The sequence below is a fragment of the Comamonas sp. DB36 genome (assembly GCF_057914905.1).
On the sequence record NZ_CP196631.1, the window covers coordinates 2,026,656 to 2,043,183 of the forward strand.

At 65.8% G+C, this 16,528-nt stretch carries 19 protein-coding genes; 12 read left to right on the top strand and 7 right to left on the bottom strand.

The genetic code is table 11. From position 1 onward, the window contains the following. Positions 1-17 precede the first annotated feature (17 nt). Complete coding sequence (locus ACSVDO_RS09380; protein ID WP_332549471.1) at positions 18-227, top strand: hypothetical protein; 210 nt, start codon at positions 18-20, stop codon at positions 225-227. 117 nt (positions 228-344) lie between these two features. Here ACSVDO_RS09380 and ACSVDO_RS09385 read toward each other — a convergent pair whose 3' ends face one another. Next, on the bottom strand, positions 345-782 hold the full coding sequence (locus tag ACSVDO_RS09385; protein ID WP_332534193.1) for a winged helix-turn-helix transcriptional regulator: 438 nt from the start codon (positions 780-782) through the stop codon (positions 345-347). Positions 783-951: 169 nt separating this feature from the next. Here ACSVDO_RS09385 and ACSVDO_RS09390 point away from each other — a divergent pair, with 169 nt between their 5' ends. Continuing rightward, positions 952-1,281: a DUF4148 domain-containing protein gene (locus ACSVDO_RS09390; protein ID WP_332682857.1), complete on the top strand. Its 330-nt coding sequence runs from the start codon at positions 952-954 to the stop codon at positions 1,279-1,281. Between the two features lie 31 nt (positions 1,282-1,312). Here the strand turns inward: ACSVDO_RS09390 and ycaC are convergent, their stop codons facing one another. Then, a complete protein-coding gene (gene ycaC / locus ACSVDO_RS09395; RefSeq protein WP_489596072.1) occupies positions 1,313-1,939 on the bottom strand; it encodes an isochorismate family cysteine hydrolase YcaC in 627 nt (208 codons plus the stop codon). Between the two features lie 86 nt (positions 1,940-2,025). Continuing rightward, positions 2,026-2,892 carry a pirin family protein gene (locus ACSVDO_RS09400; protein WP_489596073.1) on the bottom strand — a complete coding sequence of 289 codons (867 nt, stop codon included), beginning with the start codon at positions 2,890-2,892 and terminating at the stop codon, positions 2,026-2,028. A 122-nt stretch (positions 2,893-3,014) separates the two neighbouring features. Here ACSVDO_RS09400 and ACSVDO_RS09405 point away from each other — a divergent pair, with 122 nt between their 5' ends. Further along, entirely contained in the window at positions 3,015-3,920 is a 906-nt protein-coding gene (locus tag ACSVDO_RS09405) for a LysR family transcriptional regulator (protein WP_087743192.1), read from the top strand. Position 3,921: 1 nt separating this feature from the next. Here the strand turns inward: ACSVDO_RS09405 and ACSVDO_RS09410 are convergent, their stop codons facing one another. The 4 genes from ACSVDO_RS09410 to ACSVDO_RS09425 form a co-directional block, all read right to left on the bottom strand. Further along, positions 3,922-4,611 carry a hypothetical protein gene (locus tag ACSVDO_RS09410; RefSeq protein WP_489596075.1) on the bottom strand — a complete coding sequence of 230 codons (690 nt, stop codon included), beginning with the start codon at positions 4,609-4,611 and terminating at the stop codon, positions 3,922-3,924. Positions 4,612-4,698: 87 nt separating this feature from the next. Beyond that, a complete protein-coding gene (locus ACSVDO_RS09415; protein ID WP_489596077.1) occupies positions 4,699-5,871 on the bottom strand; it encodes a CoA transferase in 1,173 nt (390 codons plus the stop codon). A gap of 89 nt (positions 5,872-5,960) precedes the next feature. Continuing rightward, positions 5,961-6,956 (bottom strand): tripartite tricarboxylate transporter substrate binding protein, encoded by a 996-nt coding sequence (locus tag ACSVDO_RS09420; RefSeq protein ID WP_489596079.1) that lies wholly within the window; start codon positions 6,954-6,956, stop codon positions 5,961-5,963. Between the two features lie 51 nt (positions 6,957-7,007). Continuing rightward, positions 7,008-7,886: an HpcH/HpaI aldolase/citrate lyase family protein gene (locus ACSVDO_RS09425; protein ID WP_489596081.1), complete on the bottom strand. Its 879-nt coding sequence runs from the start codon at positions 7,884-7,886 to the stop codon at positions 7,008-7,010. Positions 7,887-7,961: 75 nt separating this feature from the next. Here ACSVDO_RS09425 and ACSVDO_RS09430 point away from each other — a divergent pair, with 75 nt between their 5' ends. From ACSVDO_RS09430 to ACSVDO_RS09470, 9 genes are all read left to right on the top strand, one after another. Continuing rightward, a complete protein-coding gene (locus tag ACSVDO_RS09430; protein ID WP_489596083.1) occupies positions 7,962-8,885 on the top strand; it encodes a LysR family transcriptional regulator in 924 nt (307 codons plus the stop codon). Positions 8,886-8,970: 85 nt separating this feature from the next. After that, positions 8,971-10,089 carry a 4-oxalomesaconate tautomerase gene (locus ACSVDO_RS09435; RefSeq protein WP_489596084.1) on the top strand — a complete coding sequence of 373 codons (1,119 nt, stop codon included), beginning with the start codon at positions 8,971-8,973 and terminating at the stop codon, positions 10,087-10,089. 72 nt (positions 10,090-10,161) lie between these two features. Next, positions 10,162-11,538, top strand: coding sequence for an MFS transporter (locus tag ACSVDO_RS09440; protein ID WP_489596085.1), 1,377 nt, complete (start codon positions 10,162-10,164; stop codon positions 11,536-11,538). Positions 11,539-11,568: 30 nt separating this feature from the next. After that, positions 11,569-12,597: an amidohydrolase family protein gene (locus ACSVDO_RS09445; protein ID WP_087743206.1), complete on the top strand. Its 1,029-nt coding sequence runs from the start codon at positions 11,569-11,571 to the stop codon at positions 12,595-12,597. A gap of 28 nt (positions 12,598-12,625) precedes the next feature. After that, positions 12,626-13,309: a 4-carboxy-4-hydroxy-2-oxoadipate aldolase/oxaloacetate decarboxylase gene (ligK, locus tag ACSVDO_RS09450; protein ID WP_489596086.1), complete on the top strand. Its 684-nt coding sequence runs from the start codon at positions 12,626-12,628 to the stop codon at positions 13,307-13,309. A 13-nt stretch (positions 13,310-13,322) separates the two neighbouring features. Next, the gene (locus ACSVDO_RS09455; protein ID WP_489596087.1) at positions 13,323-14,240 is read left to right on the top strand and encodes an amidohydrolase family protein; all 918 of its coding nucleotides are present in this window, start codon (positions 13,323-13,325) and stop codon (positions 14,238-14,240) included. Positions 14,241-14,242: 2 nt separating this feature from the next. Continuing rightward, a complete protein-coding gene (gene ligA, locus ACSVDO_RS09460; protein WP_087743211.1) occupies positions 14,243-14,686 on the top strand; it encodes a protocatechuate 4,5-dioxygenase subunit alpha in 444 nt (147 codons plus the stop codon). Then, positions 14,687-15,553: a class III extradiol dioxygenase subunit beta gene (locus ACSVDO_RS09465; RefSeq protein WP_087743213.1), complete on the top strand. Its 867-nt coding sequence runs from the start codon at positions 14,687-14,689 to the stop codon at positions 15,551-15,553. It begins immediately after the preceding gene. Continuing rightward, positions 15,550-16,509 carry a Gfo/Idh/MocA family oxidoreductase gene (locus tag ACSVDO_RS09470; protein ID WP_489596089.1) on the top strand — a complete coding sequence of 320 codons (960 nt, stop codon included), beginning with the start codon at positions 15,550-15,552 and terminating at the stop codon, positions 16,507-16,509. Before ACSVDO_RS09465 ends, ACSVDO_RS09470 begins: the two co-directional genes overlap by 4 nt. Positions 16,510-16,528 lie beyond the last annotated feature (19 nt).

The window sequence follows — 16,528 nt, forward strand, 5'->3', positions numbered from 1 at the left end:
AGAATCTGGAAATACCTGTGAACCAACCCATTGCCCACGCCGAACTGATTGCCAGCTACCGCAAGGTCGCCGCCGAGGCTGCCATGAAGGCCGCCAAGGTGCAGGCTGCATCCTCCAAGGGCCCGGCGGTCGCCAAGGCGGCCAGCGATACCGCGGCCAAGGCGGCGCGTCGCCGCGACGTGCTTGCCGCCAAGCTCGCCAAGCTGGGTGTCGTGCTCGCTGACTGAGGCCCTGTCTCAGCCAGCCGCGATCCGCAGATCGCGCAAGAAAGCGGCGAATCCCGTTGTGGACTCGCCGCTTTTTTTCGCCTGGCTTTCATGGCGGCCCGGGGTGGGGCCGCAGGCTCATTCCGGGTAGACGGCCTTGATGGCGCGCGTGCCCAGTTCGGCCCCTGTGGCCGCATCGATGGCCAGGGGCTGTATTTCGGTGCCGGTTTCCGCGTCGAGCAGCCGCACCATGGAGCCGTAACCGCGGTGCTTGCGCCCCCAGGCGCCAATCAGCAGCAGCACCGGCAGGAAATCGCGTCCTGCCTGGGTCAGCACGTACTCGTCGCGCGGCGGACGCTCGGAGTATTGGCGCTTTTCGAGCAGATTCTCCTCGGTCAACACGGCCAGCCGCTTGGTCAACATGGTGGGCGCGATGCCCAGGCTTTTCTTGAACTGCTCGAAGCGGGTCATGCCCGCGTTGGCATCGCGCAGTATCAGCATGCTCCAGGCGTCGCCCAGCAGATTGAGGCTGCGGGCAATCGGGCAGGGGCAATCGGCAGAATTTTTCAAGTCCATATCGTTTTAGTATTGACTCACTATTGTTTCGATACTAACATCCAGACCACAGCCAGTCCAGCAAAGCCACTTCGGCTGATGGAGAACGCCATGGGCGCCTGCGCATTCTGCGTCCAGGCAAGGTGTTGCGGTTGTCAAAGATGTCAAATCAAACGAAAAGGAAATGAAAATGGCCACCCCTTCGAACGCAGCTTCTCGCGCCATCGCCCACAGCGTGCTTCCGTCGCTGGCGACTTCGCTCGCGCTGTCGCTTGCCTTCATCCTGCCGGTCCAGGCCCAGCAAAAGCCCGTCGATCAACGCGATGCCGCGACCGCGCGCGCCGAAGTGATTGCCGACCTGGCGCTGTGGCGCCGCGCCGGTCTGGACCGCAGCGAGCCGCTGCACAGCTCCTACAGCCTGCAGTCGTCGGAGTACAGCGCGGCGCAGCAGGAATATCTGCGCCTGCGCGCCAGCGACGAGTTCCAGCGCGAAGTCCAGAAGGCGCTGGCGCAACAGTGAGCGCGGGCCGCACCATGCCCGCGCCTGGCGCTTACTTGCGCCCGGTCAGCTGGGCATAGCTGTTCATCAGGTTGCGGTAGTCGGGAATGTGGTTGGAGAACAGCGTGCCCAGGCCTTCCACATCGTTGCGCCAGTCGCGGTGCAGCTCGCAGGCCACGCCGAACCAGGTCATGAGCTGCGCGCCCGCCGACGACATGCGGTCCCAGGCGGACTGGCGCGTGAGTTCGTTGAAGGTTCCCGACGCGTCGGTGACGACAAACACCTCGAAGCCTTCGGCAATCGCCGACAGCGCAGGGAAGGCCACGCAGACTTCGGTGACCACGCCGGCGATCAGCAGCTGCTTCTTGCCCGTGGCCTTGATGGCCTTGACGAAGTCCTCGTTGTCCCAGGCATTGATCTGGCCGGGGCGCGCGATATAGGGCGCGTCGGGAAACTGGGCCTTGAGCTCGGGCACCAGCGGGCCGTTCGGGCCGTCCTCGAAGCTCGTGGTCAGTATGGTCGGCAGCTGGAAGTAGCTCGCGAGATCGGCAAGAGCAAGCACGTTGTTCTTGAACTTGTCGGGGTCTATATCGCGCACCAGCGACAGCAGGCCGGTCTGGTGGTCGACGAGCAGCACGGCGACGTCGTTCCTGTCGAGACGCACATAAGGCTTGGACATGGTATTTCCTTTGAACTCACAAACAAAGCCCGTCAGGGCGGGAAAAGCCGGTGCGGCCGGCGACATGGCCGGTCGCACCGACGGTATCAGGCGTGCATCTGGCCGAAGCGGCCACTGTTGAAGTCGGTGATCGCTTCGGCGATTTCGGCCTGGGTGTTCATCACGAACGGCCCGTGACCCACGATGGGCTCGTCAATCGGCTGGCCGCCTAGCAGCAGCAGCGTGGCATCGCTGTTGGCTTCGATTTCCACGCCGCTGCCGTCGCGCTCGAACTGCAGCAGCTGGCCTTCGCGCACCACTTCCTGGCCATTGACCAGCACCGTGCCGTGCAGCAGCACCAGCGCCAGCGTATGGCCCGCGGGCGTGTCAAAGTGCGCGGCGCGCCCTTGCTGCAGCCGCACATCCCACACATCGACCGGCGTGAAAGTCTGCGCCGGGCCGCGCTGGCCGTCGAACTCGCCCGCGATCACGCGCACCTGGCCCGCGCCTTCGGGCAGCGCCACCGACGGAATCTGCGCGTCCTGCAGCGTCTGGTAGCGCGGCGCGGCCAGCTTGTCCCTGGCCGGCAGGTTGACCCACAGCTGCACCATTTCCAGCGTTCCGCCGCGTTGCGCGAACGCTTTTGAATGGAACTCTTCATGCAGGATGCCGCCGGCGGCAGTCATCCACTGCACGTCGCCCGGGCCTATCAGGCCGCCGGCGCCGGTGGAATCGCGGTGTTCGACTTCGCCCTCATAGACGATGGTCACGGTCTCGAAGCCGCGGTGCGGGTGCTGGCCCACGCCGCGCGGCTGGTCGGTGGGCGTGAACTGCGCCGGGCCGGCGTGATCGAGCAGCAGGAACGGGCTCAGATGCGCGCCGTGGCTGTTGTAGCTGAACAGCGAGCGCACGGGAAAGCCGTTGCCCACCCAGTGCGGGCGGGGCGCGCTGTAGGTTGCGAGGATCTTCTTCATGGCTTTTCTCCTGTGGCACGAGGCGGTGCCTCGAATGCATGGCTAGAGAATAAATCCAGAACGATGCTGGCGGTAGTCAGTAATATTTGCCTTCATCGTTCTATTTGAGGAACAATGAGCGCATGAGAGACCTCAACGATCTTTATTACTTCGTACAGGTGGTGGAGCAGGGTGGCTTCGCACCCGCGGGCCGCGCCCTGGGCGTGCCCAAGTCCAAGCTGAGCCGGCGCATCGCGCTGCTCGAGGAACGGCTGGGCGTGCGCCTCATACAGCGCTCGACGCGGCGCTTCGCCGTGACGGACATTGGCCAGACCTACTACCAGCACTGCAAGGCGATGCTGGTCGAGGCCGATGCCGCGGAGGAGGCGATTGCCCTGACCCAGGCCGAGCCCTGCGGCACGGTGCGCATGACCTGTCCCGTGGCGCTGCTCGATGCGCGCGTCGCCGCGATGCTGGCGGACTTCATGGCGCTGTATCCGCGCGTGCAGATCCAGTTGGAGGAAACCAATCGCCGTGTGGATGTGCTGGGCGAAGGCATCGATCTCGCGATACGCGTGCGCCCGCCGCCGCTCGATGACAGCGACCTGGTGATGCGCGTGTTCGCCCAGCGCGACCAGTGCCTGGTGGCCAGCCCGCGGCTGTTGGAGAAGACCGGCATGCCGCGCAATCCGGCCGATCTGGCCGGTCTGCCGAGCATGGGGCTGGGCCAGCCACAGACCGACCATGCCTGGGCGCTGATCGGGCCGGACGGCGCCCACGCCAGGATTGCCCACGCGCCGCGCTTCGTCACGCAGGGCATGTTCGCGCTGCGCACCGCGGCCATCGCGGGCGTGGGCATTGTGCAACTCCCGCGGATGATGATCAACGGCCATTGCGCGCGCGGCGAACTCGTCGAATTGCTGCCCGGCTGGGCGCCGCGCAGCGAAATCATCCATGCGGTGTTCGCTTCGCGCCGCGGCCTGCTGCCTTCGGTCAGGGCCTTGCTCGATTTCCTGGCCGAGCGCTTCGCGGCGCTGCAGGAGGATTGAACTATTGCGGCGGCGGCTGGGGTTGGTCGGCCGCGGGGATGTCGGGCCGCAGCTCGGTCATCACCGCGCTGTCCACCGCGCCTTGCAGCGTGCAGGTCACCCGCGTCCTGCCGCCCTGGCTGCCTTCATCGGGCTCCAGTATGAGCACCCGCTCCAGGCGGCTGCGGCCAGGCGCGTCGCCGGACAGGGTGGCGACCGGCTGCCACAGCCCGTCCTTGCGCACTTCGCCCCGGGCATAAAGCGCTTTCACCGGTTTCAGGTGCGCGGCCTGATCAATCAGCGGGCGCAGCTGCTGCGCAACCTTGTCGGGGCTGCCTTCGACCACAAAGCCCCAGAACAGGTAGTTGCCCAGCAGGTCGAGATCGATGCTCTTGTCGAAATAGGACAGCAGCTTCACGCCGCCCACCTGCGGCGCATTGCGCAGCGGCGCGAAGTTGGCCGCGTTGTACGCGCGCTCGCCGACGGGAATCCAGCTGATGCTGCCTGCGGATTTGAGCCCCACGTGCTTTTTCCACGCCGGCGCATGCGCATGCAGGCTGGAGAAGAATGTGCCATCGCAGCGGGTGAATGCCTTGAACGTTGCATCCAGCGCGCCGTTGCCGGCTTGCAGCGTGGGGGCCAGCAGCAGGCTGGAAAGCAGCAGGGCCTTGCGGGTCGGCGGGCGGCAAAAAAGTGCACGGTTCTGTGTCATTGTCTCGAGAAGGCGGAATTTCAACCAGCCGCATATTCCAGCAGATGGTTGAATGCCGCCTTGTCGGCAAAGCGCTTGACTTGCTGTTTACCGCGGCGGCTGGGAGTCCAGCGTGTCGCGCAGCCACTGCGTGTGCTGGCCCAGCGTGGGCGCGGCAAACGGCGCGGGGCCGGGCGTGCGGTCAAAGGCAATGGCGCGCGTGAAGCCGCGGTAGCTGCCCAGCGTGGGATGGGCGATATCGGCAATCATTTCCTCGGCCACCACCTGCGGGTGGTCGAACATGTCTTCGACCGCGCGCGCCGCGGCGCAGGGCACGGCTTCGCCAAACAGCGCTTCCCATTCGAGCGCGCTGCGCGCGGCCAGCGCCTGGCGCAGCAGCGGCACCAGTTCATCGGCATGCTGGGCGCGCAGGCGCACGCTCGCATAGCGCGGGTCGGCGGCGAGTTCGGCCAGGCCGACCTTCTCGCACAGCGCCTGCCAGAAATGCGGCGTGTTGGCCGAGATGTAGAGGTGACCTTCGCGTGTCGGATGGATGCCGGTGATGCCGCCCGAGCGCATGTCGCGGCCGATCTCGCGCGGCTCGCCTTCGGCCCACACCAGGCGCGCCGACTGCATGGTCAGCGCCGCGCGCAGCAGCGACACGCCCACATGCTGACCCAGTCCGCTTTGCGCACGCTCGTACAAGGCGGACGACACGCCCGCGGCAACCAGCGCCGAAGCGTAGTAGTCGACCACCGAGCCATAAAGGATTTCGGGCGGACCGCCTTCCTTGGCCTGCATGGCACACATGCCGGTCATGGTCTGCAGCACCTGGTCGTAGCCGGCCTTGGTGCGCAGCGGGCCGCTGGCGCCGTAGCCGGTGACGCTGCAGTAGACCAGGCGCGGATTGATCTGCGTGAGCTGCTCGAAGGCAATGCCCAGGCGCTCGGGCACGCCGGGGCGGAAGTTGTGCACCAGCACGTCGGCGTCGCGCACCAGGCGCAGCAGCGTCGCGAGTTCCTCGGATTGCTTGAGGTCCAGCACCATGCCCCACTTGCTGCGGTTGACGCCGACAAAGGCGCGGCTTTCGGCCTCCAGCGTCGACGGGTACTTGCGCAGGTTGTCGCCCGTGGGCGGCTCGATCTTGATGACTTCGGCGCCCTGGTCGGCGAGCAGTGAACAGCCATAGGGTCCGGCAATGTAGGCGCTCAAATCAAGCACGCGAATGCCGCTCAAAGGGCCGCGCGGGCCGGGCCGCTGTTCTGTCAGGTCTTGCTGCATGGTGTCTTGTGTCTCACGGGAATGCCATGGGCCTTGAGCCCATGGCGGCAGGCCGCATGCGCGGCGCTGCCTGGGGAAGTGGCGACCGGTCAGTCGGCCACGATGTTGCGGTCCTTGGCGAGCTTTTTCCAGCGCTCGACGTCCTTCTGGATGACTTCGCCGAACTGCTGGGGCGAGATCGATGACGTCAGTGCGCCTTCGCGCAGGAAGTTGGCCTTGATCTGCGGGCTGGCAAGTATCTGGTTCACCGCCTGATTGAGCTGGTTGACGATGGGCGCGGGCGTGCCCGCGGGCGCCAGCAGCCCCCACCACAGGTCGAACTCGTAGCCCGGCACGGCCGTGGCCATGGGGGTTAGGTCGGGAGCGACCGGGCTGGGTTGCAGGCTGGTGATGCCGATCGCGCGCAGCTTGCCGTTGCGCACCATGGGCAGGATGGACGGGCCGCTGGAAATCATCAGCTGCACCTGGTTGCCGATGACGTCGGTGACGGCAGGACCCTGGCCCTTGTAGGGCACATGGGTGATGTCGAAGCCCGGCGCCATGGAGCGCAGCAGCTCGGTGGCGAAATGGTTGACGCTGCCCGTGCCCGAAGACGCATAGTTGAACTTGCCGGGGTTGGCCTTGACGGCGCTGATCAGCTCGGCCGGTGTGCGCGCCGCGAAATCATTGTTGACGGCGACGATGAACGGGCCGCGCGCGAACATCGCCACGGGCGCAAAGCTCTTGACCGGATCGAAAGGCATCTTGGTCTGCACGGCGGAGTTGGTCGTCATGCTCGACGAGACCGCAACCAGCGTATAGCCGTCGGGCTGGGCCTTGGCGACCTGACCGGTGCCGGTGTTGCCGCTGGCGCCGGGACGGTTCTCGACAATCACCGACTGCTTGAGCACATCGCCCAGCTCCTTGGCGATCTGGCGCGCAAACGAATCGTTGGAGCCGCCCGGCGGGTAGGGCACGACCATGGTGATCGGCTTGGCGGGGTATTGCTGGGCCTGGGCCAGCGGCGCGAAGCCGGCGACGGCCAGCGCGGCGGCGCTGCACAGCAGGCTGCGGCGCAGCAAGGGGTTGCGGTTCAAGGTCTGCATTTTTGTCTCCTGGTTGTCATTGGTCTCGGCGGGCTCTTCGGCCCCTGGCCATCAGTTGTCGTCTGCAATCAGTCCCAGCGCCCGTGCCTGGGCGACGATCGCCTGGGCGCGCAGCACGAAGGGCTTGTCTATCATCTTTCCGTCGACCACATAGGCGCCCACGCCGTCGGCATCGGCCCGCGCCGCGGCGCTGACCACCTTGAGCGCGCTGGCCAGTTCCGCGGCGCCGGGCTGGAACACCTCGTTGGCCGTCGCCACCTGGCTGGGATGTATGCAGGTCTTGCCCGTGAAGCCCAGGCGCGCGGCAAGCTGGGCTTCGGCGCGAAAGCCGTCGGCGTCCTGGATGTTGGCAAACGCGCCGTCGTAGGCCGCGATGCCGGCCTCGGCTGCGGCCATGCGCACGCTCATCAGCACCTGGGCAATCGCCGCGGGCTCGCGCCGGTGCACGCCATAGGGCTCGAACAGATCGCCCAGGCCCACCTGCAGGCCCACGGCCAGCGGATGGGCGCAGGCAATCTCATGCGCCAGGCGCAGCGCGCGCGGTGTCTCGATGTTCAGCAGCAGGCGCGGCGCCCGTGCCATGCCCGCGGCGCGCGCCGCGCGCTCCACGGCGTCGGCGGCGGCGCGCACATCGGCGGCGCTCTCGGGCTTGGGCAGGTTGATCCAGTGCACGGCGGGGCACACGATGTCCGCGACATCGCGCTCGAAATGTGCCGTGTCCATGGCGTTGATGCGCACGATCAGCGTCTTGCGGTGGCCGCCCAGAGCTTCTGGACTGCGCAGAAAGCCTTGCAGCAGCGCGCGCGCTTCGTCCTTGCGCGGTTCGGCGACGGCGTCTTCGAGGTCGAAGGACAGGCTGTCGGCCGAGCCGACCAGCGCTTTGGCGAACAACTCGGGGCGGGATGCGGGGACAAACAGTTTGCTTCTCATGCGGCCATTGTGGAACGCGCAAAAAACAAAAGAAACACATGCAATCTTTCTTCAAAAGAAAGAAATAATGATGAAATGGAAACCCAATATCTGCGCAGCTTCCTGCTGGTCATGGAAACCGGGTCGATTGCCGAGGCCGCGCGCCGCCTGCACCTCACGGCCGCGGCCGTGGCCCAGCAGATGCGCACGCTGGAGCGCGAGTTCGGCACCGAGCTGCTGGCGCGCGCCGGGCGCACCGTGGCGCCCACGCCCGCGGGCCACCGCCTGGCCGCGACCGCGCCGCAGCTGCTGCGCGACCTGGCCCATGCGCGCACCCATGTGAACCAGGAGTCCGAGGTCGGCGAGCTGACCCTGGGCACGATCAACACCGCGCTGCACAGCCTGCTGCCCGACATCCTGGCGCGCTTCGTGGCCGAGCTGCCCGGCGTCAAGGTATTCCTGCAGTCAGGCACGACCCAGCAGGTCTACCAGGCGGTGCAGCAGGGCGCGCTCGATGCGGCGATCTGCCTTTACCCCTCGTTTGCGCTGTCCAAGGCCTTTGACTGGTCGCTGCTGCGCGAGGAGTCGCTGATACTGCTGGCGCCGCGCCATCTCGCCGGCCTGACGCCGTTCGAGCTGCTGCGCAGCCAGCCGCTGATACGCTACGACCGCAGCCTGGGCGGCGGGCAGATGATAGAGCGCTACCTGCGCGCCAACCAGATCACGGTGCAGCGCGAGCGCTTCGAGCTCAGTTCGCTGGTGGCGATCTCCATGATGGTCGACCGCGGCCTGGGCGTGGCCGTCGTGCCCGACACCGCGCTCGACTGGCCCGACGGCCACAACGTCGTGCGGCTGGCGCTGCCCGGCCAGACCGAGTCGCGCCGCTTTGGCACGCTGTGGCTGCGCTCCTCGCCGCGGCTGGCACGCATACGCCGGCTGGTCGAATGCGCCCAGGCGGTCGTGCTGGAGCGCGGCTATGCCGTTCCCGGCAGCAGGCCCTCTGCGGGTTATGCCGAATAGCTATACCTGCTAGCGGGCGATAAGGCTGGTGGGGTCCGCTGCAAGTGTTCAGAATGTGCAGCAATACACAGGAGAGACAACAGCAATGCAAACGGCCATTCCCTGCCTTTTGATGCGTGGCGGCACCTCGAAAGGCCCGTTCTTTCGCGCCGAAGACCTGCCGCAAGACCTGGCAACGCGCGACAAGGTGCTGCTCGCGGCGCTGGGTTCGCCCGACAAGCGCCAGATCGACGGCATTGGCGGCGCCCACCCGCTGACCAGCAAGGTCGGCATGGTGTCGCTGAGCCAGCGCGAAGGCATTGATCTCGAATTCCTGTTTGCCCAGCTTCAGCCCGAGAAAGACACTGTCGACACCACGCCCAACTGCGGCAACATGCTGGCCGCGGTCGTGCCGTTTGCGCTCGAGACCGGCATGGTCAAGGCGCGCGGCGAGACCAGCACCTTTCGCGTGCTGACGCTCAACACCGACATGGCGGCCGACATCACGGTGCAGACGCCGGGCGGCCAGATTTCCTATGAGGGCCAGGCGCGCATCGACGGCGCACCGGGCCAGTCTGCACCCGTGGACATCAGCTTTCTCGATACCGCGGGCTCGGTCTGCTCCAGCCTGCTGCCCACGGGTCAGCCCAGGGACACCATCACCGTCAGCGGTGAAGGCTTTGACGACTTCACGCTGGACGTGACCTGCATAGACAACGGCATGCCGCTGGTCATACTGCGCGCCGCCGACGTGGGCCGCACGGGCCAGGAAAGCGTTGCCGAACTCAATGCCGACACCGACCTAAAGCTCCGCATCGAGGCGCTGCGCCTGCAGATCTCGCAGCGCATGGGCCTGGGCGACGTGACGCAGAAGAACTACCCGAAGATGACGCTGATCGCGCCGCCCGCGCATGGCGGGGCGCTGACCACGCGCAGCTTCATTCCCCACGCCTGCCATGACGCCATCGGCGTGCTTGCGGCGGTGACCGTGGGCACGGCGGTGAAGATGCCCGGTACGGTCTGCGAGGGCGTGGCCCAGGTGCCCCAGGGCGCGGGCAGCGTCACGGTCTCGGTCGAGCATCCCACGGGCGAGTTCAGCGTGACGCTCGACAGCGATCCGGACCAGCCTTCGGTCGTGACCAAGGCCGCGCTGCTGCGCACCGCGCGCCTGCTGATGCGCGGCGAAGTGATGGTGCCGCTCAGCGCCTGGGACGGCAAGCGCTGATTGCCGGGCGCAAGATGTTTGCAATGGCCAGCGTCGATCCGGGCGCCGGCCGCGAGAGTGAAGTGAAGCGTTATGTCATCCAAGTCCCCGCGTGAGACAGGCTCTGCCGTGAATGTGCAGACCCTGCTCAACGAACACCCGTTCTCGGGTTTCCAGTGGCGCATCTTCGCGCTGTGTTTCTTCATCGTGCTGCTCGACGGCTTCGACACTTCGGCCATCGGCTACATCGCCCCGCATCTGATGACCGAGTGGGGCGTGAGCAAGCCTGATCTCGCGCCGGTGCTCAGCGCCGCGCTGTTCGGCCTGGCCGCGGGCGCGCTCAGCGCCGGACCGCTGGCCGACAAGCTCGGCCGCAAGGTGGTGCTTGTCGGCTCGGTGGCGCTGTTTGCCGTGGCCTGCCTGGGCTCGGCGTTTTCTCCCGATCTGTGGACCCTCACGGCGCTGCGCTTCGTCACCGGCGTGGGCCTGGGCGCGGCCATGCCCAACGCGGTGACGCTGATGAGCGAGTACTGCCCCGACAGCCGGCGCGCGACGCTGACCAATGCGATGTTCTGCGGCTTTCCGCTGGGCGCGGCGTTTGGCGGCTTTCTCGCGGCCTGGATGATTCCACTGCTGGGCTGGCGCAGCGTGCTGATACTGGGTGGCGTGCTGCCGCTGCTGCTGGTCGCGCTGCTGCTGTGGCAATTGCCCGAGTCGGTGCGCTACATGGTGGCCAAAGGCTACCCGATGGAGCGCGTGCGCCGCGTGCTGCTGCGCATCGCGGGCGACAGCGTCCGCAGCGTGCAGCGCTTCGTGCTGACCGAGACCGCGCCGGAGTCGCACGCCAAGAGCGGCATAGGCGTGGTGCTGTCGGCGCAGTACCGCGTGGGCTCGGTCATGATGTGGCTGGCGTATTTCATGGGCCTGGTGATCTTCTATGCGCTGATCAACTGGATGCCCATCCTGTTTCGCGACGCGGGCCTGGACCCCAAGACCGGCGCGCTGGTGGCGGCGCTGTTCCCGCTGGGCGGCGTAGGCGCGGTGTTCTTCGGCTGGCTGATGGACCGCTTCAACGCCACGCGCATCATTGCCGTCGGCTATGCGCTGACTGCCGTATCGATCTGGTGGATAGGCCAGACCGCGGGCAACCTCGGCTGGCTGGTGGTCTCGGTGTTTCTTGCCGGCACGATCATGAACACCGCCCAGTCGTCGATGCCGGCGCTGGCTGCGGCCTTCTACCCGACGCGCGGCCGGGCCACGGGCGTGGCCTGGATGCTGGGCATAGGCCGCTTCGGCGGCATCGCCGGCTCGTTCCTGGTTGCCGAGCTGTCGGCGCGCCACCTTGGTTTCAGCGAGATCTTCAGCGTGGTGGCCGTGGCCGGCCTGGTTGCCACGGGCGCGCTGATCGTCAAGGAAATTTTCAGTCCCAAGCCCCATGGCGAGACCGTGGGCCGCACCGCCGCGCATTAAGCCCATTCAGAATTACAGGAGAACATTGCGATGATCATTGACGTACACGGCCACTACACCACGGCTCCCGCAGCGCTGGGCGCCTGGCGCGACCTGCAGATTGCCGGCCTCAAGGACCCCAGCCAGGCCCCGTCGGCCAGTTCGCTGAAGATCAGCGACGACGAGATCCGCGACACCATAGAGAACAACCAGCTCAAGCTGATGAAGCAGCGCGGCTCCGACCTGACGATCTTCAGCCCGCGCGCCAGCTTCATGGCCCACCACATCGGCGACTTCGAGACTTCGTCGACCTGGGCGGCGATCTGCAACGAGCTGTGCTATCGCGTCAGCGAACTGTTTCCCGAGCACTTCATTCCCGCGGCCATGCTGCCGCAGTCGCCGGGCGTCGATCCCGCGACCTGCATTCCCGAGCTGGTGAAATGCGTGGAGCAATACGGCAACGTGGGCATCAACCTCAACCCCGATCCCTCGGGCGGCCACTGGACTTCGCCGCCGCTGTCGGACCGCAGCTGGTACCCCATCTACGAGAAGATGGTCGAGTACGACATTCCCGCGATGGTCCACGTGAGCACCAGCTGCAACAGCTGCTTCCACACCACGGGCGCGCACTACCTGAACGCCGACACCACGGCCTTCATGCAATGCCTGACCAGCGACCTGTTCAAGGACTTCCCCACGCTCAAGTTCCTGATTCCGCATGGCGGCGGCGCCGTGCCCTACCACTGGGGCCGTTTCCGCGGCCTGGCGCAGGAACTGAAAAAACCGCTGCTCGACGAACACCTGCTCAACAACATCTTCTTTGACACCTGCGTCTACCACCAGCCGGGCATTGATTTGCTCACCAAGGTGATCCCGGTCAAGAACATTTTGTTTGCCAGCGAGATGATTGGCGCGGTGCGCGGCATCGATCCGACCACGGGCCATTACTACGACGACACCAAGCGCTACATAGAGGACACGGTGAACCTCAACGAGGAAGAGCGCTTCCAGGTCTACGAAGGCAATGCGCGCCGCGTGTTCACGCGCCTCGACGCCGCGCTCAAGAAGAAGGGCCTGTAAGCAGGCCATCAGCAAACAGGAGATTCAGATGTACGAACTCGGTGTGGTTTACCGCAATATCCAGCGTGCCGACAAGGCCGCGGCCGACGGCCTGGCAGCATTGGGCTCGGCAACGGTGCACGAGGCCATGGGCCGCGTGGGCCTGCTCAAGCCCTATATGCGTCCCATCTATGCAGGCCAGCAGGTCTCGGGCACGGCCGTCACCGTGCTGCTGCAGCCCGGCGACAACTGGATGATGCATGTCGTGGCCGAGCAGATCCAGCCCGGCGATGTGGTCGTCGCGGCCATCACTTCGGAATGCACGGACGGCTATTTCGGCGACCTGCTGGCCACCAGCTTCCAGGCGCGCGGCGCGCGTGCGCTGATCATCGACGCCGGCGTGCGCGATGTGAAGACACTGCAGGAAATGAACTTCCCGGTCTGGAGCCGCGCCATCTCGTCGCGCGGCACGATCAAGGCGACGCTGGGCTCGGTCAACATTCCCGTGGTCTGCGCCGGCATGTGGGTCACTCCCGGCGACGTGATCGTCGCCGATGACGACGGCGTGGTCTGCGTGCCCGCGGCCAGGGCCGTCGCCACGCTGGAGGCCGCGCAAAAGCGCGAGAGCTTCGAAGGCGAAAAGCGCGCCAAGCTGGCCTCGGGCGTGCTGGGCCTCGACATGTACAAGATGCGCGAGCCGCTGGCCCAGGCAGGCCTGCGTTACATCGACTGAAGGACTGCAAAAAATGGCAAATTTTGAAAAGACCCCCGGCTGGCTCGACTGGTACAGCGGCCCGGCCAAGCCGAAATTCCAGGTGCCCGCGGGCGCGGTCGATGCCCATTGCCATGTGTTTGGCCCGGGCGATGAATTCCCGTTCGCGCCCGAGCGCAAGTACACGCCCTGCGACGCCAGCAAGCAGCAGCTGTTTGCGCTGCGCGACCATCTGGGCTTTGCGCGCAATGTGATCGTGCAGGCCACCTGCCACGGCGCCGACAACAGCGCCATGGTCGATGCCTGCAAGTCTGCGGGCGGCAAGGCGCGCGGCGTGGCCACCGTGAAGCGCAGCATCAGTGATGAAGAGCTGCAGGCGCTGCATGACGCCGGCGTGCGCGGCGTGCGCTTCAACTTCGTCAAGCGCCTGGTCGACTTCACGCCCAAGGACGAGCTGCTCGAAATCGCCGGCCGCATCCAGAAGCTGGGCTGGCATGTGGTGATCTACTTCGAGGCCGTCGACCTGCCCGAGCTGTGGGATTTCTTCACCAGCCTGCCGACCACGGTGGTCGTGGACCACATGGGCCGCCCCGATGTGAGCAAGCCCATCGACGGCCCCGAGTTCGAGCTGTTCCTCAAGTTCATGCGCGAGCACCCCAATGTCTGGAGCAAGGTCTCGTGCCCCGAGCGCCTGTCCATCACCGGCCCCAAGGCGCTTGATGGCGAACAGAATGCCTACCAGGACGTGGTGCCGTTCGCGCGCCGTGTGGTCGAGGAGTTCCCCGACCGCGTGCTCTGGGGCACCGACTGGCCGCATCCCAACCTCAAGGACCATATGCCCGACGACGGCCTGCTGGTGGACTTCATTCCCCACATCGCACCCACGGCCGAACTGCAGCGCAAGCTGCTGGTGGACAATCCCATGCGTCTTTACTGGCCAGAGGAAGTCTGATCATGGCTCTGCATAAACCCTATACCGATGTGCCCGGCACCATCATCTTTGACGCCCAGCAGTCCCGCAAGGGCTACTGGCTCAACCAGTTCTGCATGTCGCTGATGAAGGCCGAGAACCGCGCGCGCTTCAAGGCCGACGAGCGCGCCTACCTCGACGAGTGGGCGATGACCGAAGAGCAGAAGCAGGCGGTGCTCGCGCGCGACCTGAACTGGTGCATGCGCACCGGCGGCAACATCTACTTCCTGGCCAAGATCGGCGCGACCGACGGCAAGAGCTTCCAGCAGATGGCAGGCTCTATGACCGGCATGACCGAAGACGAATACCGCGCCATGATGCTTGCCGGCGGCCGCTCGGCCAACGGCAACCGCGTTGTCGGCGAAGACGGCGACGCCCAGGCGCACCGCCAGCCCCAAGGAAACTCTGCCCGCAAGGAGGGCAACTGAATGGCCCGCATCACCGCTTCCGTCTTCACTTCCCATGTGCCCGCGATAGGCGCGGCCCTCGATCTGGGCCGCGACCAGGACGACTACTGGAAGCCGCTGTTCAAGGGCTATGAGCCCTCCAAGCAGTGGATGAAGGACAACAAGCCCGACGTCATCTTCCTGGTCTACAACGACCACGCGACGGCGTTCAGCCTGGACATGATCCCGACGTTCGCGATCGGCACGGCCGACACCTTCACGCCGGCCGACGAAGGCTGGGGCCCGCGCCCCGTGCCCACCGTCGTTGGCCACCCCGATCTGGCGTCGCACATCGCGCAGTCGGTGATACAGCAGGATTTCGACCTGACCATCGTCAACAAGATGGACGTGGACCACGGCCTCACCGTGCCGCTGTCGCTGATGTGCGGCCAGCCCACGCCTGAAGAAGGCTGGCCCTGCCCGGTGATTCCGTTTGCGGTCAACGTGGTGCAATACCCCGTGCCTTCGGGCCAGCGCTGCTTCAACCTGGGCCGCGCGATCCGCAAGGCCGTGGAAAGCTATGACGAGGACCTCAACGTCCACATCTGGGGCACGGGCGGCATGAGCCACCAGTTGCAGGGCGCGCGCGCCGGCCTGATCAACAAGGAATGGGACCTGAACTTCCTGGACCGCCTGATCGACAACCCCCACGGCCTGGCCAAGATGCCGCACATCGACTATGTGCGCGAAGCCGGCTCGGAAGGCATCGAACTGGTGATGTGGCTCATCGCGCGCGGCGCGATGAGCGACATCGACAGCCCGGCGCCCGTGCCCAAGGTCGCCCACCGCTTCTACCATGTGCCTGCGTCGAATACCGCCGTGGGCCACCTGATACTGGAGAACCAATGAACAGCAAGAAGACCATCAAAGTTGCCCTGGCCGGTGCCGGCGCATTCGGCATCAAGCACCTCGACGGCATCAAGAACATCGATGGCGTTGAAGTCGTCTCGCTGGTGAGCCGCGACCTCGAAAAGACGCGCGAAGTCGCGGCCAAGTACGGCATTGCCCATGTGACCACCGATCTCGCCGACAGCCTGGCGCTGCCCGAAGTCGACGCCGTGATCCTGTGCACGCCCACACAGATGCATGCTTCGCAGGCAATTGCGTGTCTCAAGGCCGGCAAGCATGTGCAGGTCGAGATTCCCATGGCCGACAGCCTGGCCGACGCCGAAGCCGTGGTCGCGGCGCAAAAGGAATCGGGCCTGGTCGCGATGTGCGGCCACACGCGCCGCTTCAATCCCAGCCACCAGTGGATCCACAAGAAGGTCGGCGCAGGCGAGCTGAACCTGCAGCAGATGGACGTGCAGACCTATTTCTTCCGCCGCACCAACACCAACGCGCTGGGCCAGGCACGCAGCTGGACCGACCACCTGCTGTGGCACCACGCAGCCCACACCGTGGACCTGTTTGCCTACCAGGCGGGCAGCCCCATCGTGCAGGCCAATGCCGTGCAAGGCCCCATCCACCCCGTGCTGGGCATCGCCATGGACATGAGCATCCAGCTCAAGGCCGCGAACGGCGCGATCTGCACGCTGAGCCTGTCGTTCAACAACGACGGCCCGCTGGGCACCTACTTCCGCTACATCGGCGACACCGGCACCTATCTGGCGCGCTACGATGACCTGTTCAACGGCAAGGATGAAAAGATCGACGTGTCCCAGGTCGATGTGTCGATGAACGGCATCGAGCTGCAGGACCGCGAGTTCTTTGCCGCGATCCGCGAAGGCCGCGAACCCAATGCCAGCGTGGGCCAGGTGCTGCCTTGCTACCAGGTGCTGCATAAGCTTGAGCAGCAATTGAACTAAAGCTTCGGGCAAGCTTGCC